General features: G+C 32.1%; 23 protein-coding genes. 16 read left to right on the top strand and 7 right to left on the bottom strand.

Features of this window, described 5'->3' with window-relative positions; genetic code table 11:
• The 6 genes from ACR0QS_RS02170 to ACR0QS_RS02195 form a co-directional block, all read right to left on the bottom strand.
• Window positions 1–1265: hypothetical protein (locus ACR0QS_RS02170; protein WP_432631807.1), on the bottom strand; the 1265-nt coding region annotated here is incomplete at its 3' end.
• Window positions 1266–1312: 47 nt separating this feature from the next.
• Entirely contained in the window at window positions 1313–2287 is a 975-nt protein-coding gene (locus ACR0QS_RS02175; protein ID WP_432631808.1) for an ABC transporter ATP-binding protein, read from the bottom strand.
• Window positions 2288–2339: 52 nt separating this feature from the next.
• Window positions 2340–3326 carry an ABC transporter ATP-binding protein gene (locus ACR0QS_RS02180; RefSeq protein WP_432631809.1) on the bottom strand — a complete coding sequence of 329 codons (987 nt, stop codon included), beginning with the start codon at window positions 3324–3326 and terminating at the stop codon, window positions 2340–2342.
• 59 nt (window positions 3327–3385) lie between these two features.
• A complete protein-coding gene (locus ACR0QS_RS02185; RefSeq protein ID WP_432631810.1) occupies window positions 3386–4366 on the bottom strand; it encodes an ABC transporter permease in 981 nt (326 codons plus the stop codon).
• A gap of 18 nt (window positions 4367–4384) precedes the next feature.
• Entirely contained in the window at window positions 4385–5305 is a 921-nt protein-coding gene (locus ACR0QS_RS02190) for an ABC transporter permease (RefSeq protein ID WP_432631811.1), read from the bottom strand.
• Window positions 5306–5393: 88 nt separating this feature from the next.
• Window positions 5394–6284, bottom strand: a complete 891-nt coding sequence (locus tag ACR0QS_RS02195; RefSeq protein ID WP_432631812.1) for a LysR family transcriptional regulator — start codon at window positions 6282–6284, stop codon at window positions 5394–5396.
• A 167-nt stretch (window positions 6285–6451) separates the two neighbouring features.
• Here ACR0QS_RS02195 and ACR0QS_RS02200 point away from each other — a divergent pair, with 167 nt between their 5' ends.
• From ACR0QS_RS02200 to ACR0QS_RS02255, 12 genes are all read left to right on the top strand, one after another.
• Window positions 6452–7501: an alpha/beta hydrolase gene (locus ACR0QS_RS02200; protein WP_432631813.1), complete on the top strand. Its 1050-nt coding sequence runs from the start codon at window positions 6452–6454 to the stop codon at window positions 7499–7501.
• 87 nt (window positions 7502–7588) lie between these two features.
• Window positions 7589–8524, top strand: a complete 936-nt coding sequence (locus tag ACR0QS_RS02205; protein WP_432631814.1) for an aldo/keto reductase — start codon at window positions 7589–7591, stop codon at window positions 8522–8524.
• A 28-nt stretch (window positions 8525–8552) separates the two neighbouring features.
• Window positions 8553–9149, top strand: coding sequence for a sugar O-acetyltransferase (locus ACR0QS_RS02210; protein ID WP_432631815.1), 597 nt, complete (start codon window positions 8553–8555; stop codon window positions 9147–9149).
• Between the two features lie 828 nt (window positions 9150–9977).
• Window positions 9978–10874: a dihydrodipicolinate synthase family protein gene (locus ACR0QS_RS02215; protein ID WP_432631816.1), complete on the top strand. Its 897-nt coding sequence runs from the start codon at window positions 9978–9980 to the stop codon at window positions 10872–10874.
• Between the two features lie 31 nt (window positions 10875–10905).
• Window positions 10906–11847: a tripartite tricarboxylate transporter substrate binding protein gene (locus ACR0QS_RS02220; protein ID WP_432631817.1), complete on the top strand. Its 942-nt coding sequence runs from the start codon at window positions 10906–10908 to the stop codon at window positions 11845–11847.
• 19 nt (window positions 11848–11866) lie between these two features.
• Window positions 11867–12331, top strand: a complete 465-nt coding sequence (locus ACR0QS_RS02225; RefSeq protein ID WP_432631818.1) for a tripartite tricarboxylate transporter TctB family protein — start codon at window positions 11867–11869, stop codon at window positions 12329–12331.
• A 10-nt stretch (window positions 12332–12341) separates the two neighbouring features.
• Window positions 12342–13838, top strand: a complete 1497-nt coding sequence (locus tag ACR0QS_RS02230) for a tripartite tricarboxylate transporter permease (RefSeq protein WP_432631819.1) — start codon at window positions 12342–12344, stop codon at window positions 13836–13838.
• Between the two features lie 63 nt (window positions 13839–13901).
• Entirely contained in the window at window positions 13902–14903 is a 1002-nt protein-coding gene (locus ACR0QS_RS02235) for a dihydroxyacetone kinase subunit DhaK (protein ID WP_432631820.1), read from the top strand.
• Window positions 14904–14940: 37 nt separating this feature from the next.
• Window positions 14941–15567 carry a dihydroxyacetone kinase subunit L gene (locus ACR0QS_RS02240; protein ID WP_432631821.1) on the top strand — a complete coding sequence of 209 codons (627 nt, stop codon included), beginning with the start codon at window positions 14941–14943 and terminating at the stop codon, window positions 15565–15567.
• A complete protein-coding gene (locus ACR0QS_RS02245; protein ID WP_432631822.1) occupies window positions 15568–16455 on the top strand; it encodes a ribokinase in 888 nt (295 codons plus the stop codon).
• A gap of 44 nt (window positions 16456–16499) precedes the next feature.
• Complete coding sequence (locus ACR0QS_RS02250) at window positions 16500–17375, top strand: VIT1/CCC1 transporter family protein (RefSeq protein ID WP_432631823.1); 876 nt, start codon at window positions 16500–16502, stop codon at window positions 17373–17375.
• A gap of 9 nt (window positions 17376–17384) precedes the next feature.
• On the top strand, window positions 17385–17903 hold the full coding sequence (locus tag ACR0QS_RS02255; RefSeq protein WP_432631824.1) for a YcxB family protein: 519 nt from the start codon (window positions 17385–17387) through the stop codon (window positions 17901–17903).
• 542 nt (window positions 17904–18445) lie between these two features.
• Here the strand turns inward: ACR0QS_RS02255 and ACR0QS_RS02260 are convergent.
• Window positions 18446–19483, bottom strand: coding sequence for a hypothetical protein (locus ACR0QS_RS02260; RefSeq protein ID WP_432631825.1), 1038 nt, complete (start codon window positions 19481–19483; stop codon window positions 18446–18448).
• Between the two features lie 214 nt (window positions 19484–19697).
• On the opposite strand from ACR0QS_RS02260, the gene ACR0QS_RS02265 reads away from it, so the two are divergent.
• The 4 genes from ACR0QS_RS02265 to ACR0QS_RS02280 all read left to right on the top strand — a co-directional run.
• Window positions 19698–20465, top strand: coding sequence for a ParA family protein (locus ACR0QS_RS02265; RefSeq protein WP_432631826.1), 768 nt, complete (start codon window positions 19698–19700; stop codon window positions 20463–20465).
• 18 nt (window positions 20466–20483) lie between these two features.
• On the top strand, window positions 20484–21401 hold the full coding sequence (locus ACR0QS_RS02270) for a ParB/RepB/Spo0J family partition protein (protein ID WP_432631827.1): 918 nt from the start codon (window positions 20484–20486) through the stop codon (window positions 21399–21401).
• A gap of 8 nt (window positions 21402–21409) precedes the next feature.
• Window positions 21410–22639, top strand: a complete 1230-nt coding sequence (locus ACR0QS_RS02275) for a DUF4384 domain-containing protein (RefSeq protein WP_432631828.1) — start codon at window positions 21410–21412, stop codon at window positions 22637–22639.
• A gap of 39 nt (window positions 22640–22678) precedes the next feature.
• Window positions 22679–23506: hypothetical protein (locus ACR0QS_RS02280; protein ID WP_432631829.1), on the top strand; the 828-nt coding region annotated here is incomplete at its 3' end.

The raw sequence follows: 23506 nt of genomic DNA on the forward strand, positions 1-23506 counted from the left end.
CATGACGATATATACATATATATATATATATATATATATGAAGAAACTCTTAAATTTTTATTTTTTATTTGCGCTTTATTTTGAATTTTGTTTTTTATTTGATAGAAAAATAAAATTATGGGAACGAAAGAAATTGAAAAAGCCGAATTCAAATAATGAAAAGTCCCGGGCTTGCTTCTGAATATTATAAAAGATAAAATCGTTGTCGGGATAAATAAAAATAATATAAAAATCAATTCTTTAAAAGTTTTCTCAATATTGTCGCTATTATAATTTGAATTTTGCTTTTTTATTAAAAATATAAAACTTCTGACAAAAGCGAACGCCGAAAATATAACGCTTATAAAAAGAAAAATTAAACCGTAAATATAAATCGGTTTGTTTAGCCAAAAATATAAAGCCGAATGTATCCTCGTTCCAAAAAATGTCGACATTTCATTTGTAGGAAATAATAATAAAAAATAAATTTGCGGAAAAGGAAATTTTGCCAAATTCTCTCTAATATTTAAAGCCAAATGCAAATTATTAAAACCGTTTTGCATTTCGTCAATCAAGTAAGGCAAATATAATAAAAATGAAATAAAAACGCTTAAAAAGAAATACGGCAAATATTTTTTTGTATTCTTAAATCTGATTATAAAATAAATTATCAAAGTCGGAATCATAGAAAAGAAAACCGTAAAATGTCCCTGCGCCATTATAGCGAGCGTTGGAAAAATTAAAGAAACCGAGATTTTTTTAATTTTTTGATTTTCGTTATTTATGTATTCGAATAAAAATATAAAAAATAAAAAACTAAAAAGCAAAGTTATATTTGGATTCCAAAAATTTGTAATCGCCATCATAATATAAGGATTGCATAATAATAAAGCCGTCATTATCGAAGTTAAAAACAGTCCTAACTTTTTATAAAACCATATTAAAAATATCGCCAAAATAAATAAACTAAAAATTAAATTAATCAATCTCGCGTTTGATAAATTTTCTCCTCCTAATTTATAAAATAAAGTATAGAATATATAATAAGCTCCGCCGGGAACTCTCGGAGTTGTGAACTCTTCATTAATTACTTGACTTGCAATAAATCTTGCTCCAGTCGTTGGCAATTTTACGCTTTCGTTCCATTTTTTCATGTCGTAAAAATGCTGAACCTGGTCTATAAGTATCGCTCTTCTGCCAAAAGCGTAATTTTGAATATAAACCGAACAAGTTATAGAAAAAATTATTAATATTATAGAAAAAGTATTTATTAATTTATTATTCATATTATAAAATCTCCGTAAAAATAATTAGATTATAAATTAAAAATCAATCAAACCAAATGGCATGCGCAAAAATGTCCCGACTCGATTTCTCTAAACTCTGGAACTTTTTCCGAGCATATCGCTTCCGCTTTTGGGCATCTCGTTCTGAATTTGCATCCAGAAGGCGGATTGATAGGGGAGGGTATCTCGCCCGAAAGTATTATTCTCTGTTTTGTTTTCGCAATCGAAGGCTCTGAAATCGGAATTGCCGAAATCAAAGACTGCGTATAAGGATGAAGCGAATGAGTGTATAAAGACTCGCTGTCCGTAAGTTCCACGACATTTCCCAAATACATAACGGCTATTCTTTTCGATAACTGACGAACAACCGCCAAATCATGCGCTATAAAAAGATAAGTTAATTTCAAATCCTGCTGCATATCGTAAAGCATATTTATAATTTGCGCTTGAATCGAAACATCCAAAGCCGAAACGGGTTCATCGCAAACTATAAACTCTGGGCTAACCGCCAAAGCTCTCGCAATTCCAATTCTCTGTCTCTGTCCGCCCGAAAATTCATGCGGATATCTCTGCGCCTGCTCGGCGTTTAATCCTACAAGTTTAAGAAGTTCGATTATTTTTTCTCTTCTTTCTTTTTTTGTGGAATATAATTTATGAACATCCAAAGCTTCGCCAATTATATCTTCGACTGTCATGCGCGGATTCAAAGACGCGTAAGGGTCCTGAAAAATTATTTGCATTTTTTTAGCGTAATTTCTATAATTTTCTTTATTGATTTCTTCTCCGTCAAAAAATATTTTTCCGCTTGTCGGATTGTAGAGATGGAGCAAAGTTCTTCCCAAAGTAGTTTTTCCGCTTCCAGATTCTCCAACCAGTCCGAAAGTTTCTCCTCTATATATATTAAATGAAACTCCGTCAACCGCTTTAACCGTTTGAGTCGCTCTGCCGAAGAGTCCGCCCTTTATCTTAAAATGCTGTTTCAAGTCTTGAACTTCTATTAAAGGTTTTGTTAAATTTTCCATTAAATACTCGCTTTTATTTTTTCTTTAAATTTTTATTTTTAATTTTAATCATTTAGGCATTAGGCATTTGATGAAGCCAGCATGCCGAAAAATGCCCTTCTTCAAATTGAACTATAGGAGGTTTATTGTCAATGCATACTTTCATGCATTCCTCACATCTCGTGCTGAAAGGACATCCCGCTTTCATGTTTAATAAATCTATCGGCGTTCCTTCTATTGGGATTAATCTGTCTTGTTTAATATCTATTCTCGGAAGAGATTTCAAAAGCCCCAAAGTATAAGGATGTTTAGGACGCTCGAATATATCGAAAACCGTTCCTCTCTCTACTATTCCGCCGCCATACATAACTATAATATCGTCCGCCATATCCGCCACTATTCCAAAATCATGCGTAATCAAAATAACCGCCATTTGAATTTTTTTCTGAATATCTTTTATAAGTTCGAGTATCTGCGCCTGAATTGTAACATCGAGAGCCGTAGTAGGTTCGTCCGCGATAAGTATTTGAGGGTCGCCCGCCAAAGCCATCGCTATCATAACTCTTTGACGCATTCCTCCAGAAAGTTCATGAGGATATTGTCGCATTCTTCTTTTCGGTTCGTTTATTCCGACTAATGTTAAAAGTTCCTCGATTCTATTTACCGCAGCCGTTTTGCTAATCTTTTGATGAGTAGTCAAAGCTTCCATTAATTGATTTCCTATCGTATATACGGGATTTAGGCATGTCATTGGGTCCTGAAATATCATTGAAATTTTATCGCCTCTGATTTTTCTTTTTTCATGTTCCGAAAGATTAATTAAATCTCTGCCTTCGAATAATATCTCTCCGTTTGTTATTTTTCCCGGTTCGTCTATGAGTCCCATTATAGAATATGCCGAAACGCTTTTTCCAGAGCCTGATTCTCCGACTATTCCCAAGACTTTAGATTTGTCGAGTTTATAAGATATATTATTAACCGCTTTAACCTCTCCCGATGGAGTAAAAAAAGATACGCTTAAATTTTTAACTTCAAGCAAACTATTTAAATTATCGCTCATTTAATTACCTTCATTATTTTCTTAAATCCGTTTTATCTGTTTTGTCTATTTTATTTATTTTATCTATTCTTCATTCTTGGGTCCAACGCGTCTCTTAAACCGTCTCCCGCCAAATTAAAACATAAAATTATAACGCTAATCAAAGCCGCTGGAAATAATAATTGATAAGGATAGGAATAAACTCCGCTTACAGCATTTGAAGTTAGAGAACCTAACGAAACCATTGGCGCGCTTACTCCGAGTCCCAAAAAACTTAAAAACGCTTCGACAAATATAGCGTTAGGTATTTGAACCATAGCCGAAACGATAATAGCTCCCATAGCGTTTGGAATCAAATGTTTAAATATTATTCTTCTATGAGGAGTTCCCAAAGCCCTTGCCGCCGTTATAAATTCCTGTCCTTTCAAAGCCAGAATCTGTCCTCGCGTCATTCTTGCCATATTAGTCCAATATAATAAAGAAATTACAATAAATATACTGAATAAACCCGGTCCCAAAAGTCCGATTGCCCTTAAAGATTCGTTTTGTAAAAATAATCTGTCCATCGGAGCTTTTAAGACAACCGAAAGCAAAACTACAACCAATAGGGTAGGGACGGCGCTTATAATATCGACTATTCGCATCATAATATTATCGAGCATTCCTCCGAAATAACCAGAAACCGAACCGTAAACTATTCCTATTATAACGACTAAAGTTGCAGAAACTATTCCGATTAAAAGAGAGATTCTCGCTCCTATCATGCATCTGACAAGCAAATCTCTTCCTAAAGTATCCGTTCCAAAAGGATGTTCAAAAGTTGGCAAACTGTTTTCAACCCCTCTGTTTATTTGAGCGTATCCGTATTCCGAAAAAATAGGAATAAATATTGACAAGATTGCTATGACTCCGATTATTATTATAGAAATGAGAGCGACTTTATTTTTTTTGAATCTTCTATAAGCGTCCTGCCAATAAGTTACGCTTTCTCTTTGAACTTCCGCCGCCGCTTTTTCTTCTTCGGTGGCTTTTTCAAATAATGATTTATCCAATATTTCCATTTTTATTCCTTAATTAAATTATTCCTGTATCTTGATTCTCGGGTCTATTATTCCGTAAGACAAATCCACTAAAAAATTCATAGCGATTAAAAAAGCCCCGTAAAATATCGTCACGCCGAGTATTGTAGGATAATCTCTTTGAGTAATGCTTTCCACAAAATATCTTCCAAGCCCCGGAATATTAAATATTTTTTCAACCACAAAAGAACCCGTAAGTATTCCCGCAGATAAAGGTCCGATATAAGTGACTATTGGAATAATAGCGTTTCTTAAAGCATGTTTGAATATTATAAATCCTCTTCTAACTCCTTTTGCTCTCGCCGTTTTAATATAATCCTGATGAATAACATCGAGCATCGAACTTCGCATTAATCTTGCCATGAAACTTAAAGAACTGAAACTTAAGGCGAATCCCGGCATTATATATTGAGCGAAAGAATCGAAACCGTAAGCTGGAAGAAGTCTTAATTGAACGGAAAATATAATAATCGAAACTGTAGCGACAACGAAACTTGGAACGGCAATTCCCAAAGTCGCCGCAACCATTACGACTCTGTCTATGACTTTTCCATGTCTTAAAGCCGCAATTATTCCGAATAAAACTCCAATCGTTGTCGAGATAAACATGCTAAAAATTCCGAGTCTAAACGAAACTGGAAAAGCTCTCTTTATAGTGCCTGAAACCGACTGTCCTATTTTTGTAAGCGAAGTTCCCAAATCTCCTTTAATCGCGTTTTTGAGATAATTTCCATACTGAACTATTAAAGGTTTATCGAGTCCGTATTTTCTATTTAAATTATCCAAAGCCACTTGACTTAAAGGTTTTTCCCCGACAAAAGGTCCGCCTGGAACCGTATGCATCAAAAAGAAAGTTATCGTCACTATAACGAATAGAGTCAAAACGGATACTAATAATCTTCTTATAACATAATCGAGCATAAATTATTACTCCTGATTTTATTAATGTTATATTATATAAAAATTTTTTATTTTTTTCAAATTCAATTTTTCTAATTTAATTTAATATTTATACTGAAAATTTTTTATAAAGCGTATCCAAAAATATTCTGCCTGCGGGCGAAAATACCTGTCCTTTCTTCCAAACTATATTTAATTCCGATTCTAATTTTGGTTTTAACGGAACGAAACAGAGAGAACTGCCGTTTGTATTGATTAATTTGTCGAGGCAAACCGCGTATCCGATTCCGCTTTTTACCATAATTGAAGCGTTATAAATTAAATTGTAAGTCGCCACTATATTTACTTTGTCAAAATCGCTTTGAAACCATTCCAAAAATTTATTATCGGAAGGACGGTTATATAAAGGCTGTCTCGATAATATTAACGGAAGATTAATCAAATCGTTTTTCGTTACAAATTGTTTTTTTGCAAGTTTTGAATCCTTTCGCATTAAAACTCCCCAAGTGTCCTTCGCGGGAATTTTTATATAATCGTATTTTAGTATTCCCGCTGGTTCGATAAATATTCCGAAGTCCAAAAGTCCTTTATCCAATTTTTCCGCGACATCTTCAGAATTTCCACTATAAACATGATATTGTATATTTGGATTTTCTTTTTGAATATTTCGCATTATTTTTGTAATGAGTTCTATCGCGTAAGTTTCGCCTCCGCCTATTCGAATATTTCCCGCGATTATTTTGTCGCCCGATTTGAACTCGGCTCTCGTTTTTTCTACCATATCGATTATTTCTTCTGCTCTTCTTTTGAATAAAGCTCCTTCGTCCGTAAGTTCGATTTTATAATTGCTTCGATTAAAAAGTTTTTTCCCAATATCTCTTTCGAGAAAATTTATTTGCCTTGAAAGATTCGGCTGAGTTAAACCGAGACTGTTTGCCGCTTTCGTTATGCTTCCTTCTCTTGCCGACACCAAAAAATATTTTAAAGCTCTTATTTCCATTTCGATTGTCTCCCGCGAATTGATATTTTATTTTTTATACTATCATATTTTGCAATACTTTTAAAGCATAGTAAACCATAACAAAAAAGTATTTGACTATTATTTGCAATACGATTTAATAAATAAAAAAAATTAATCATGCCGAAAAAACGGCGAAGGAGAAAACAATGTCAAAACAATTTTTAATTTTTATTATTACGGTTTTAGCATTAATTGGCTGTAATAATAATCAAAACAACGGACAAATTAATGCAAGTCAAAATAAAACGGAGGAAGAAATGGGATACATTTCAGAGTTAAACGAAAATGTTACAAGAACAAAAGTAACATACAAAAACCGCTACGGTTTGGATGTGGCTGCGGATTTATACTACTTAAAGGATATTGATAAAACGAAAAAATATCCAGCGATTATAGTCGGCGCTCCATACGGCGGAGTTAAAGAACAGGGTTCAAGCGTATATGGAAACGAACTCGCGTTGAGAGGATTTGTAGTTTTGGCTTTCGACCAGTCATTTATGGGAGAGTCGGGAGGTTCTCCTCGCAATGTTTCGTCTCCAGATATATTTGTCGAAAATTTCAGCGCTTCGGTAGATTATCTCGGTTTGCAGGAATTTGTAGATAGAGAAAAAATCGGAGTAGTCGGAATTTGCGGTTCGGGAGGATTCGCTCTTTCTGCGGCTCAAACGGATACAAGGATTAAAGCGATTGCCACAACGAGTATGTATGATATTAGCGTATCGGCAAGAGGCGGTTTGAAAGGAGAAGATTTGCAAAAAGAAAAAGAGAGATTATCTTTGCAAAGATGGGTTGACGCGGAAAACGGATATCCAGAATATATTCCGTTTTTTCCAAAAGAACCTTTAGACGAAGTGCCAGCGGAACTTGACGAATTAAACGCAGAATGGTTTAGATTTTACGCTTTGAAAAGAGGACATCATACAAACGCTTTGGGAGGTTTTACGACTACGAGCCTTTTGTCTATGATGAATTATAGGCTTTTGGATTTTATCGATGAAATATCTCCTCGTCCTATTCTTTTTGTTATGGGAGACAGAGCGCATTCTCGTTATTTCAGCGAAGACGCTTATAAAGCCGCCGCCGAACCTAAAGAATTATATATTGTGGAAGACGCGGAACATATAGATTTATACGATAGAGTAGACAGAATTCCATTCGATAAATTGGAAGACTTTTTTAATACAAATCTAAAATAAAGGATAATGTTTAACGAGTTTATGGATTTGAAATAAATTCTATAAACTCGTTAATAAATTAAATTTAATAAATAAAGGAGATTTAAAATGAAAACTAAAAAATTAAATTATATAATAATTTTCATTGTAATCATTGAATTAATTAGTTGTTCAAAATTATTTTCTTCAAATCAGACTAGCGAGGTAAAAAATAATATGCAAAATAATATTTCTTTTAATTTACAAACAAAAACCGTCCGATTAAACAGCGGATACGATATGCCGATTGTGGGAATTGGCACTTACAGTTTGAGAGGAGAGACTTGCGTTAATTCCGTTGCAACGGCGCTTCAAAATGGATACAGAATGATAGACACGGCTTATATGTATCATAATGAAAAAAGCGTTGGAGAAGGAATAAAAAAATCGGGCGTTCCGAGAGAAGAGATTTTCGTCATTACAAAATTATATCCGAATCAGTTTAACGATGCGGAAAAATCAATAAACGAAGCTTTGGAAAAATTGGACATCGATTATATAGATTTAATGCTTCTTCATCATCCCGGCGCAAACGATGTTAAAGCTTATAAAGAAATGGAAAAAGCGGTTAGAGAAGGAAAGATTCGTTCGATAGGTTTGTCGAATTGGTATATAAAAGAATTGGAAAATTTTCTTTCTCAAATAACGATTATGCCCGCGCTCGTTCAAAATGAAATTCATCCTTACTATCAGGATAATGAAGTTATTCCATATATTCAAGGGAAGGGAATTGTAGTTCAGGCTTGGTATCCTTTGGGCGGAAGAGGACATCAAAAAGAATTATTAAATGATAAAGTTTTGAAAGAGATAGCTCAAAATCATAATAAATCTGTGGCTCAAATTATTTTAAGATGGGATATTCAAAAAGAGGTTGTCGTTATCCCGGGTTCGAGCAATCCCGCTCACATTAAAGAAAATATTGATATATTTGATTTTGAATTAACCGCCGAAGAGATGCAAAAAATAGCGTCCCTCGAAAGAAACGAAAAACATGACTGGTATTAAAATTTAATTTAAATATTGGAGATACAAAATGAATATGAACGATTTTATAAAATATTGCAAAGAAGGAAATTATATTAGCGGAGACGATAAAGAAAAAGCTCCTTTCATGCATGAATGCGCTCAAAATGCAATAAGAATAACAACGATTTTAAATAATTCTTATCATACTCCCGAAGAAGTGAGAAAATTATTCTCGGAACTTACGGGACAGAAAATAGACGAAACTTTTAATTGTTTTCCGCCTTTCTACACGGACTTTGGAAAAAATATAACCATCGGGAAAAATGTATTTTTTAATATTAACTGCTGTTTTCAAGATAGGGGAGGAATCGTTATAGGAGACGGAGTTTTTATTGGGCAAAATGTTATAATCTCCACTTTAAATCATGGTTTCGATTTGGCGGATAGAAATACGACTTACCCGTCAAAAGTGATTATAGGAAATAATGTTTGGATAGGTTCGGGAGCGAATATACTTCCCGGGGTAAGCATTGGCGACAATTCGATAATCGGCGCTGGTTCGGTTGTTGTAAAAGATATTCCAGCAAATTCCGTAGCGGTTGGAGTTCCAGCAAAAGTGGTAAAAATGTTAGAAGAGAAAAAAGAATTGAAGTCTATTGTGTGATTTTAGATTTTTTTGTTTTTAATGTGTATTGTTTCGCTTTTTAATGTGGATTGCCACGCCTTTATCAAGGCTCGCAATGACGACTTGATTTGTCATTACGAGCGGTAGCGAAGTAATCCAATTAAAATAAAATTTGATTTTAAAATTTAGTTTTATTAAAAGTGGATTGCTTCGATTTATAAATAAATCTCGCAATGACAATCTTTTTGCATCGTCATTCGCTGAAGGCGTCTCGTAGGAAACGAGGGAGTGGGGCGTCTGCCCGCCTTTGGTGAACGACTGAAGTAATCCAGAACAAAGAAATTTTATTATTTTGGATTGCTTCGCTTTCTACGAAAGCTCGCAATGACGAATTTGTCATTCGCCGAAGGCGTCCCGCAGGGAACGAGGCGTAGCCTGAAGTAATCCACTTTGTTTGGATTGCCACGCCTCACGCTGTGTGCTTCGCCAAAGGCGGACAAAGTCACGGCATCGGCTTGCAATGACAATATTTTTTAATCGTCATTTTTAGTAATGAATGATGGAAAATAAAAGTATCGTCATTATTAGGCTATTTATAGCCGAAGTAATCCAAATTAAATAGATTATTTAAACTAAAAATATTTCAAAAACTAAAAAATATTGCCATTAATAAAAGTAATTTTTTAACTTCTTAATCCTAAAAAATCACCCCAAATATAAAATTATGACTATATATCATCATAATTTTATAAATTTTAAGAAATTTTATTAATTTTTTCAAAAAAATTTGCAGAAAATACTTGACAAATTTAAAATAATTTACTATACTATTAGCATAAATAATTTTTTAATCAAGGAGAGAATTAAATGCTAAAAGATATTGTATTAGCTACGATTACGCCATTTGATAAACAAAATAAAATAGATTTTAAGAGTAATGAAAAACTTTTAGAATTTTGGAGAAATGGCGGCATAAATACATTTTTTATATGTGGAACTTGTGGCGAAATGATGAGTCTATCCATAGACGAAAGAAAATCTGTAATAGATTTTTATACAGAAAGGAAAAAGGATAACGAGCATATTTGCGTTCATATAGGCGGAACATCGGTTCAAAATATTATAGAATTAGCTAATTACTCTGAATCTAAAAATGCGGATAGCGTATGCATAGTAACTCCTAATTATTATAAAATTAGTCAAGAAGAGTTAATAGAATATTATAGAAATATATTGAAAAATATACCAAATAAGGAAGTGTATTTATATAATATTCCTCAATGCACAGGATTAGATTTACTACCAGAATCTTTGTTAAAACTTTCAAATGAATTTTCTCAAATAGCTGGTATAAAATATAGTTTCTTTGATTTTAATAGGATTCATAAATATTTATATGTAAATCCTAAAAAAATTAGAGTTCTTTCGGGAACTGACCATATGCTTGTTGCATTAATATCAAGCGGAGTTAAAGGAATTATATCGGGAATAGGTTGCGTATATCCAGATATATTTGTAAATCTTTTAAATGCTTTTAAAGAGCATAATCAAGAAAAGGTTATGATTTTGCAAGAATTTGCCATAGAAATAGCTGAAATAATGGAATATGGATATATACCAATATTTAAAGAATCATTGGCTTATAAAGGTTTTTGTGAGTCTTATTGTAGAAATCCTTATCAACCTATGAGCGATATACAAAAGAATAGTTTAATAGAAAAATTAAACTCATGGGAAAAAAGATTAAATAAAGCTATAAATTAATAAAATTTAAATAAAAACAAAGGAGTATTTTATGTTCAAAAAGATTTTTTTATTAATTTTATCAATCACAATTATTTCATGCTCTGAAAAAGAGTATCCTTCAAGGAATATCACTTTAGTAGTTCCTTATTCTCCAGGCGGAGCATCTGACCAAACGGCAAGAGTTTTCGCACAAATGTTGGAGAAAGAATTAGGCGTTCCCGTTGTCGTTGAGAATAGAACGGGAGGAGCTGGTTCTGTAGGTTTAGCCTATGTTCAAAAAAGTAAACCCAACGGTTATATAATGAGTTATATGCCTGTGGAATCCTCAATGCTTGAAGCTTTGGGATATGTTCAACTTAAACCTGAAGATTTTACTTTTTTAGGAAGAGCGACTATCGTTCCCGCTACAGTTACGGTTAGAAGCGATTCGCCCTGGAACACATTTGAAGAATTTATAGAATATGCAAAAGCTAATCCTCAAAAAATAAGAATAGGGAATTCTGGTCCTGGTTCTATATGGCATATGGCTGGTATAGTGTTAGGAAGGGAATTCGGCGTGGAATTTACGCATATTCCTTTTGACGGCGGGGCTTCGGCAGTTGCAGGATTATTGGGCAATCATATAGAAGCCGTAACGGTATCCGAATCGGAAGTTCTTTCTGGAGTTCTCGATGGAAATTTAAAGATACTTACCACAATGGGCGACCAAAGAGGCACAATATCTAAAGAAATACCTACATTAAAAGAACTTGGTTATAATGTAGTAATGATGGGTTGGGGAGGTTTTGCAATACCCGCTAATGCATCCCAAGATATTTTGGATAAATTAATACCTACATCGGAAAAAATACTTCAATCTACAGAATTCCAAGAACAAATGGTAGAAAGAAGTTTGCAGTCTGGATACTTGGATGCTCAACAAATGCAAGTATTTGCTAAAGAACAATATGATTTGTTTATGCAACTTGCTAAAGAAGTAAATTTAAAATAAGCAACTTAAGGGATATGGTATGAACTCTTTAATTATATCAATATTTTTTCTAATAGTCGGCTGTTTTTTTAGTATAAATAGTGTTCCGTTAATAAAACCAAACAGTAGCAATATAAATTTAGAACCTGGAGTATTTCCAATGTTTTTAGGAATATTATTAATTATAATTTCTTTATTTATTATTGTTTCATCAGTTTTGCAAATAATTAATGGAAAAAGAAAAGGTATTAAAACAAGCGATAATAATAATGAGGCAGAAGTTTCATCTTATGCTATAAAAGATATTATTGTTGTTACAATTTCTATAATCATTTTTATAGTTATATGGCAGCTTATAAACTTTTTTGTCGGTTTAGTAATATTGATTTTTGTCTTATTTAAATTATTTGGTATATTTAAATTAAAAAATTATATTATTTTTGCCATATCCCTTTCGTTAGTTATTTATGTGGTATTTAGTTTAATATTAAAATTAAATCTTTAAGGATTTTACTATGGAATTTATTAACGCTTTAATTTCATTAATTAATCCGAGCGTATTAATGTTTTTATTAGTAGGCGTATTTTTAGGCAGTTTAATAGGAACTCTACCAGGACTTACGGCTACTATGGGAATAGCATTATTAGTGCCTTTAACTTTTTGGTTGGATTCCACAAGCGGATTCGCTATGCTTATAGGTTTATGGAATTCGGCTATTTGGTCTGGAGGTATTTCCGCTATATTAATAAATACGCCTGGAACTCCCGCTTCTATAATGACGACATTGGATGGATATGAATTGACTAAAAAAGGAAAGGCTAGGCTTGCATTAGATATTAATACCGTAGGTTCTGTTTTTGGCGGATTATTTAGCACATTAATCTTAATAGTATTTGCTTTTCCTCTTTCTAAAATAACTCTTAAATTTGGTCCTCCAGAATATTTTGCTCTCGGAGTATTCGGTTTGACGATGATGATTGCTATAGGTGGCACAACTTTAGCTAAAAGTTTAACTATGGGAATTGCTGGTTTATTAATAGCTACTATAGGTTCAGATGCCGTTGTCGGCGCTCAAAGATTTACTTTTGGAAATATAAATTTAATACAAGGAATTAATTTTATAGCCATGTTAATCGGAGCTTTAGGATTAAGCGAAATACTTTATCAAATAGCGACTCGTGAATTTTTTGGCAATCGTGATACAAATATAAAATTTGGAGACGAAAAAATAAATCTTTCTATTTTGAAAAAAATATTTTTGCCTTCTGTAGCTTCATCTGGAGTTGGAATTATAGTCGGAGCTATTCCAGCCGCGGGAGGCGATATAGCTTCAATTATTTCTTATGGACAGGCTAAAAAGTTATCAAAAAATCCACAAGAATATGGAAAAGGCTCTTTAGTAGGTTTGGCTATAAGTTGCGTCACAAATAATTCGGTTATCGGCGGAGCTTTAATAACGATGCTTACTTTAGGTATTCCAGGAGATACGGTTACAGCCATATTGATAGGAGCGTTAATAAGTTATGGCGTTCAACCTGGCGCACAAATGTTTACAAATAATGCAGGGTTAGTATATACTATTATGTGTTTAATGGTTTTAGCTAATATTATTATATTAATCTATGGGCTTTTAATGACTCGGGTTATGAGTAAATTTTTAAAATTGAAAAAAGAATATATTTGGGCTTCCGTTATAGTATTTAGTTTAATCGGAAGTTATGCTTTACAATATTCTTTATTTGATGTGTCCGTGATGCTTTTATTTAGTTTGCTTGGTTTAATAGCTAAAATAAATGATTATCCGCTTGGACCGTTTATATTAGGATTTTTATTAGAACCAATTATAGAATCCAATTTTAATAGAAGTTTAGTATTATCTTACGGTTCTATTGACTTTTTATGGAGCAGACCTATAACCATATTATTTTTAGGATTTTCTATAATATCCGTTTTAATATCTATGGCAATAGAAGTAAGAAATAAAAAAAGAAATATAAAATATAACGATTAAATTTTAGATATTTATTATTTTGAAATATAATTTATAATAAATATAAGTCGAGGATAAAATACAATGAAAAAAATAATGAACGAAGCCGAAAATTTTGTTGATGAAACTATAGAGGGCATAATTTATGCTTATAGCGATAAATTAAAACTCTTAAACGGCGATAAGAGAATAATTATTACTAATTTTCCCGTTGAAAAAGGAAAAGTCGGAATAGTAACGGGTGGAGGAAGCGGACATTTGCCCGTATTTTTAGGATATGTCGGAGACGGTATGCTGGATGGATGCGCGGTTGGAAATGTATTTGCATCACCTTCGGCTAATAAAATGACGGAGATGATTAAAGCATGCGATTACGGAGCTGGAGTATTATGCCTATACGGAAATTACGGAGGCGATAACATGAATTTCGACATGGCATGCGAAAACGCCGATTTTGAAGATATTAAAACCGCCACGATAAGAGTTAAAGACGATATAGCTTCCAATGAAGATATTGGTAAAAGAAGAGGCGTAGCTGGAATGGTATATGCATTTAAAATAGCTGGAGCTGCCGCTAAAAAAATGATGCCTTTGGAAGAAGTGGTAAGAGTTACGGAAAAGGCTTTAAGTAATATACGAACTATGGGAATCGCTTTATCGCCATGTATAGTTCCCGAAGTTGGAAAACCTACTTTTTCTATTAAAGAAGATGAAATAGAAATAGGAATGGGGATACATGGAGAGCCAGGTATAGAAGTAAAAAAAATGATGACTGCCAACGAAATAGCGTCCGCGATATTTGAAAAAATAACTACCGAAATATCGTTAAATGAAAACGATGAAGTATCGGTAATGGTTAATGGACTCGGAGGAACGCCTTTAGAAGAGCAGTTAATAGTATATAGACAATTGCATATATTATTAAAAGAAAAAAAAGTTAATTCTTATATGCCGCATATAGGCGAATTTGCGACTTCTATGGAAATGGCAGGGCTTTCTATATCGATTCTCAAATTGGATAACGAATTAAAAGAACTTTTAAGATATCCCGCTATGACGCCTTTTTATACTAATCATAACAAATAAATTTTAATATTTAAAATAATTATGGAAGGAATATAAAATGGAAAGCGTAGATTTAGTAAATATTGTAAAATCTATTAGCAATATAATGGACGAAAATAAAGATTATTTAATAGAATTAGACGCGCAAAACGGAGACGGAGATTTAGGCATTTCAATGTCTAACGGATTTAAGGCTTTGGTATCTTTTTTAGAAAATAATAAAGAAACCGATATAGGAAAAGTATTCATGAAAATGGGTTCTGCGTTTAATGAAGCGTCTCCATCTTCGCTAGGAACTATACTTTCTTTCGGCATGATTGGAATGGCAAAATCTCTGAAAGGCAAAAATAAAATCGAATTAATAGATATAGCCCAAGCGTTTGAAAATGGAATAAAAACCATAATGGATAAGGCTGATTCAAAATTAGGCGAAAAAACTATATTGGATTCGTTATATTACGGAGCGGAAACTTTAAAGAATAATTCAAATCTATCTCCTAAAGAAGCGTTTGAAAAAGCTTTTAAATCCGCTTCGGAAGGTTCTGAAAATACAAAAAATATGAAAGCAGTTCATGGAAGAGCGAGCTATTATGGAGATAAAAGTATAGGAATTCTTGACGGCGGTTCCGTTGTAGGAAAATTAATTTTTGAAGGAATATATAATTATTATATTAAGATTTCTTAAATGAATAAAAAAATTTTAGTAATAGGAAGCATAAATAAAGATTTGGTTGTCGTAGCTCCAAGATTTCCTAAAGAAGGCGAAACGATACTTGGAAAAGATTTTTATGCGGGAAACGGAGGAAAAGGCGCGAATCAGGCAGCGGCTATAGCGAAATTGGGCGGAGACATTGCCATACTCGGAGCGGTTGGAAACGATAATTTTGGTAAAGATTTATCCGATTCTTTATCTTCAAATAAAGTCAATATAGATAATCTTATAATCAAAGAAAATGTTTCTACAGGAATCGCTTTTATTACGGTAACCGAAAGCGGAGCGAATAATATAATAGTCGCACAAGGAGCAAACGCTTTAATTACTAAAAACGACATTAAAGAAGAATTGATAAATAACTTCGACATTATAGTTATGCAATTAGAAATTCCTTTGGAGATTGCAAAATATGCGGCAAGCATTTCAAAAAAACTTAATAAAACCGTAATTTTAAATCCTTCTCCAGCGGTAAAATTGGACGAAGAATTTTTAAGTTATATCGATATTCTTATTCCAAACGAAACCGAAATAGATATAATCGGCGGAATAGATTATGTTTTTGACTGCAAAGTAAAAAATATTATTTTAACTTTAGGAAAAAACGGCTGCGAATTAATAACAAAAGAAAATAATAAAATTAACAGAAAAAAATTTAACGCTTACGATGTGAAAGTTGTCGACACTACGGCGGCGGGAGATAGTTTTTTGGGCGGAATAGTGAGAATGCTATCCGAAAATAAAACAATCGAAGAAGCAATAACATTTGCAATTAAAGTTTCAAATATAACCGTTACGAGAAAAGGCGCAATCGATTCAATTCCTACTTACGATGAAGTAATCGGTAAAAATTGGAATTAAAATTTCGTTAAAATAATTTAAATTAAAAGTAATTAGGAATTATTATGGAAATCTCCGAAAAAACTTTAAAATTCTTACTCAATATGCAGCAAAACGAAATCAACGAATATCATGTTTATTTGAATTTGACTAAATTCGTTAAGAAAGAAGACGATAAAAAAGTTTTAATGGATATAGCGAAAGAGGAATTAATGCATTCAAAAACTTTGGAAAAATATACAAATAAAAAATTGAAACCTCAAAAATTGAAAGTTTTTAAATTCTTTATTTTAAGCGTAATATTCGGCTACACTTTCGTAATTAAAATAATGGAAGGCGGAGAGAAAAACGCGGAATATATTTATTCAAAAATAGTGGAAGAAATTCCAGATGCTAAAAAAATTGCTTTTGAAGAAGACGAACATGAAAATAAATTAATCTCAATACTTGACGAAGACAGATTAAAATATATCGGCTCGATGGTTTTGGGTTTAAGCGACGCGCTCGTTGAAATAAGCGGAACTTTAGCGGGATTAAGTTTTGCTTTGCAGAATAATAAACTTGTCGCTCTATCAGGAATAATCACGGGAATATCGGCGACTTTATCAATGGCTTCTTCCGAGTATCTTTCGGCAAAATCGGACGGGGATAAAAACGCTTTCAAATCTTCTTTATATACGGGAATAATTTATTTGATAACGGTAAGTTTTTTGATAACGCCTTATTTGATTTTTCCAGACGATAAATGCGTCTATGCCTTGATTACGATGATTTTTATAGTCGTGTTTATAATATTTATTTTTACTTATTATGTTTCGGTTGCAAAATCAATTCCGTTTGGAAATAGATTTTTTGAAATGGTTAGCATAAGTTTAACGGTTGCGGGAATAAGTTTCTTTATAGGAATCTTGGTTAAAAATTTTTTAGGAATAGATATTTAATTAATAATTATGAAAGAATTTAAATATAAAATAGAATTAAAAGATTTTATAGATTTTCAGCTTCATTATTTGAAAATAAACTCTCAAATAAAATCTTCGACTAAAAAAACTATTATAATTTTAGCGGTTATTTATATATTATTAATCGTAATTATGATTTCATTTTTTAAAGGCGACAATTATTTAATAATCATTCCCGCGATTTTATTATCCGCTTTATTTTCGATAATACAAATAAAAACTTATAAAAATCGTTTGGAAAAAAATATAATAAAAAAGATTTATAGATATGCCGAATCGGGTAAACTTGACGGGATATTCGGCAATAAAATTCTGACAATATACGAAGACAAATTTATTTTCAAAGAAGATAGAGGCGAAACTACTTTTAATAAATCATATATAAAAAATATAGATTTTAGCGATAAGTCGATTTTTATTTACACGGACATCGCTTCCGCAATAATCGTTCCAAAAAGTTATTTGAGTAAAGAAGATATTGATTTTTTAATGAATTATAAAAAATAACGGACAAATTTTTACTTTCAAATTTTTATTCGTCATTCGCTCTGCGTCTCTTCGGAAAGCCCATTGTGTGCAAGATATAGAATAATGCAATAATGCAAATGGACGCAAGGGGTTAAAACCCCTTGTTATTAGAAATATTAACAAAATTCTAAATTTAGATTGCTTCGCATTTTTGCAAATGCTCGCAATGACAGTAAATAAATGCTCGCACACTCTGTGTGCCTCGCCAACGGCGGACTTCACTCTGTGGGCTTTTAGCCTAGTCTTGGCAATGACAATGACATATAAAGCAAAGTTGCAATTACAATCTTTTTTTATCGTCATTACGAGCGATAGCGAAGTAATCCAATTAAAATAAAATTTTATTTTAAAAATTTAACTTTATTAAAATAGTAGATTGCTTCGATTTATAAATAAATCTCACAATGACAGTGTAAAAAATATTGTCATTGCGAACGAAGTGAAGCAATCTATAAAATAAAAAACGGCTTATACTATTTAAGTATAAACCGTTTTTTATTTTTGACTTTATTATTTTCTAATTACTTATCCCAGTAAGGAACGAAGCTGTAGAAATATTTATTATAATACCAGCCTTCGGATAAGAAAAGTGACCTATTCAATTTATATCCGTAATTGTTTTTAGGATTTTGTCCTATATAAGTCGTTTCGTCTTCTATCCAAGTTCTGCCTACATATAATCCTTTTGCATCATATTGATTGTCGCTGTAATAAATATCAAGCGCGTATTCCTTTTTAGGATTAGGTCCATATCCGCCTTCCACTCTAACTTTTCCAACATTAACCACTATAACTTCCAAGTCGCCTTTATATCCGTTTAATACGGATTGTCTCGTAGGTTTGCCTTCGGATATTCCCATAAATATGTTTATACCTTCGTCATCCCAGTTTCCGCTTGCAGGATTCGTTTTTGCGTAAGTTCTGTAAAGTCCGCCTATCGTATAAGCGCCTTCATGCTGTCCGCCTTTATACTGAACTATAACTCCTGCGACAAATTTCTTTAATGCCGTTTGATTCATTCTGTTAGCATGCCATATATCCAAGTTATTATCGAATAAATAATAATCGTTTCCGCTTTTCAAATTTGCTTGAGAGTTTCCGTTTTTAGCGTTTCTGATATAAAAAGGTTCGTTAGCGTAAGCGACTCTTTTTATAAACTTCTTCCAAAGCTGATTGATTTTGTTCGTGTCGGAAGAGTTAACCCAAGTGTATTCCCAGTTTCCGTTTCCGTCATGAACTCCCGCCCAAGGAAGAAATACTCTAAAATTCTCGTCATGCAACTTTTTAGAAGTTTCTGGGGTTGATGGCTGTGAAGGTTGTTCGCTTCCGCTGTTTCCTCCAGAAGACTCTCCGCTGGTAGAACCGCTGACAAAATCTATTTTATAGTCTTTTCCAAAAGAAGGAAGAGAACTTGCGGGTCCCGTATTTTCAACGGAAGGGGCTTCGGTCCATGTGTTTTCATCGCCGATTTCAGGGTCTGCAGCGGAAGAACAAGCCGCCAAACCCAATGTTAGCATTAAAGCCAATAAACTGATAGTTAATTTTTTTGTAATAGTCATACAAATACTCCTTTGTAATAAATTATTAGGTCTATTCAAACCTTACATCCATAAGATAGCAATTATCTGCAAATAGACAATAACTTTTTTAAATATTGAATTAAAAAATAAACAACTTGATAAAAAGCGAATTTTTGATATAATAAAATAATTTCAATGATAGTAAATAAACGACAATAAAATAATTTAGTTTGTTTTTATTAAAGGATAATTTATGTCTAAAGTTATAGCTATAGTAAATCAGAAGGGCGGAGTCGGGAAAACTACAACCGCAGTTAATTTAAGCGCGGCTATAGCGGATATGGGATATAAAACTCTTTTAATAGATATTGACCCGCAGGCGAATACTTGTCTGGGAATAGGAATTTCAAGATTGGATATGGATAAAGGAATATACGATTTGCTTATTGGGGACGCTAATGTAAACGAAGTTATAATGAAAACTTATAAAGAAAATTTATATATTATTCCTTCGGACTCGGATTTGGTTGGCGCGCAAATAGAACTCGTAAGCGAAATTGGAAGAGAGTTCAAATTAAAAAAAGCAATAGAATCCATTAAAAACGATTACGAATATATATTGATAGACTGCCCGCCGACTTTGGGAATACTTACATTAAACGCATTAACCGCCGCCGATTCCGTTCTTATTCCTATTCAATGCGAATTCTACGCTTTGGACGGAGTAGCCGAACTCAATAATACAATCTCGCTCGTGAAAGAAAATTTGAATCCCGAATTAAATATCGAGGGAGTAATTTTGACTATGTATGACGGAAGAACAAAATTAAGTTCCGATGTTGTTAGAGAAGTCGTTAATTTTTTCAAAGAGAAAACTTATAAAACGATGATTCCAAGAAATGTCAGGTTAAGCGAAGCGCCGTCTTACGGAAAAGCGATAGAAGATTACGATAAAGAATGCATAGGGGCAAGAAGTTATAAAGAATTTGCAAGAGAGTTTGTAGAGAAATCTAAAATATAAAATTCGGAGAGATACTATATGAGCAGAAAAGGAGGACTTGGACAGGGAATGAACGCCCTTATAAAATCGGGAGACAGAGATATAAAAAAAGCAGTCGAAGAAGCGGAAAAAAACGGAGTATTGGAAATTGACATTAAACTTATAGAAATGAATCCCGACCAGCCGAGAAAAGTTTTTAACGAAGAACAGATTAAAGGACTTGCCGAATCGATAAAAGAAAACGGATTAATAAACCCGATAACTTTAAGAGAGAAAGACGGGAAATTTCAAATAATATCGGGCGAGAGAAGATTTCGCGCATTTAAATTTTTGGAAAGAAATAAAGTTCCAGCTTTGGTATTGAAAAATATCGCCGATTCTAAAATGCTCGAACTTACTTTGGTAGAAAATATTCAGAGAGAAGATTTGAATGCGATAGAAATAGCTAAAAGTTATAAAAAATTAATTTACGATTTAAATATAAAGCAGGAAGAATTGGCAAATAGAGTGGGAAAAAGCAGAAGCGCCGTTTCAAATTCTATGCGAATACTCGATTTGAGCGAAAATATTCAGAATATGATATTGCAGGGAAAACTCACGGAAGGACATGCGCGAGCCATTTTGTCGTTGACAAGCGAAAAAGAAAGAGAAAATTTTGCAAAAATAATTGTCGAAAAAAATTATTCCGTTCGAGAATGCGAAAGAATAGTAAAAGAAAAAAAAGAATCGAAAAATATTCAAAGCAAAGAAACTCCTAAAAAAGACCCGAATATAAAAAAACTTGAAAACGATTTGGAAAAAATATTTTCAACGAAAGTTAATGTTATAGATAAAAACGGAAAAGAAGGAAAAATAATTATAGAATATTACAGCGCGGACGATTTATCGAGAATAATGGATATGCTTGACAATATTGATTTGGAGCAAAATTCCTCGAAACCTAAACTCGAATATTAGGAGATATTTTGAAGATTTCTAATATTTTAAAATGTATAATCTTTTTAGTTTTATTTTCTTTATCTCTATATGCAAAAGAAAAATCGGAAATAGATAAAAAAAAATTAAATGTGGCGACTATCGATTTGGATAATCATTTTAAAATAAATAAAGAATTAAGAAGAGAAACCGTTAGAACCATAAATAGATTTCATTATTTGAAACAAAAAAAAACAATAACCGTTGACAGAGCAAAAAAAAGATTATCGGGAACGAACGAATTAAATATTGAAGAAGGTTTAACCGTAGCGTCAAATTTAAATGTGAGAATTGCGATATTGATTGACAGCGAAAGAGTATTAATAACGAACGAAAATGCCACAAATACCAGAAATACTTTAAGCAATAATCCCAAAGAATATCGGCTTTCAAATAATTATAAAATAGTATTCGATTCCGTTTCAAATAATATTTTTATAAGAGGAACTAATTCAAATTTGACAAATAATTTAACTTCCGTAAATAGCGGATATGGCGGCGAAAATGAAGGAGAAAGATACGAATTCAGATATAATTTCAATGTGGTTGACATTAAAACCGACAATATTTTAAAAGAATATAAATCCGTTTCATCGAACGAGGCAATATCCACAGTTCAGAGAATATCCGAGTATTTGGAAGCCTATTTGTCAAAAATGGTATTCGATTCTTTTGAAAAGAGAAATAATAATATTGAATTAAATTTTGAAATAGAAAAAGTTTCTTCGGACAATCGCACTAATTCTATATTGAGCAAAGGCGAAGTTACGGAAGGCGATTCAATAAATATTAAATTTAGTCCGAATAGAGACGGTTATTTATATATATTCGCTTTGCAAAATAACGGCAATATGATTTTGATGCATCCGAACGATTTTAATAATTTTGTAAATACGGACAATATTCAAAAAGACGAAATTGAAGCGGGAGAAAATTATATTATTCCGCCCGAAGATTCTAAATTTCGCATAGTCGTGAGTCCTATGGATATTGACAAAAATTCGGAAATAGAAAATATCGACAGTTTTTACGCCGTTTATTTGAGAAGAAATCAAAAATGGATTGTCGGGCAGTATTTCAGCGGAGACGGTTTCAAAATGGCTAGTAGAAATAGAGTCGCGGAATTCACTTTCAAATTAAAAAGCAGATTGAAAGTAAAATACGAATGGCAGATAGAAAAAATATATTTAAATGTGGTTTCAAAATTAAAAGAGAGATAAATTATTGACTTTAATTTAGAATGAAATATTATTAATTAAATGAAAGATAATAATTTAGTTTTAAGTATATTTAATGATTTTTTAGAGAATATTCCCAAAATATTGTCGGAAATAAAAGAGTTTATAAATAAAAATCCGATAGAATATAACATTATTAAAGAAGCGAACATTCTATACGATGAAGTTTCAAATACGATATTGCTTACATCGTTTTTTAACATAACAATTAACGAAATAAAAATTGGAAATTATTTTTTAGAATATTTAAGAAAAAATAAAAAAATTGATTTTTCAACCGATATACTTCAATATGATTTGGATATACAAAAAGAGCAATTTGAGAAAGATGAAAATTTTAAAGGACGATTTGATATTAAATTTGAATCTAAAAAAGATAAGTTTGTATTGGTTATAGAAAATAAAATATATTCGCAAGAAACAAGCGAAAGCCAAGTAAATAAATATATAGAATTATTAAAAAATAACTATAAAGATTATAAAATTCATGTATTATATTTAACGCCTTACGGAAGTTCGGCAAATATATCCGAAGACAATAGCGTATATTACTCTAAAATAATACATGACGATATAGCAAACTTTATAGAAGAATTTTCATTAAAAAATAAAAATATATTAAATACTAATAAATATAAAAATGTATTAATCGCTATGGAGCAAATAAAAGAAGCCGAAAAAATAATTAGCGAAACTACGGAGAATATAAAAATGGAAAAAGGAATAATATTAAAAGAATTAAAAGACAAGATTTTTAATAAAGATATAACTATTATTAAAGAATATTCGAATATTATTAATTATAGCAAAGAAATTCTCGATACAAAATTGAAAATAGAATTTTATAAA

This window comes from Brachyspira sp. (assembly GCF_050873525.1).
Taxonomy (GTDB): Bacteria; Spirochaetota; Brachyspiria; order Brachyspirales; family Brachyspiraceae; genus Brachyspira.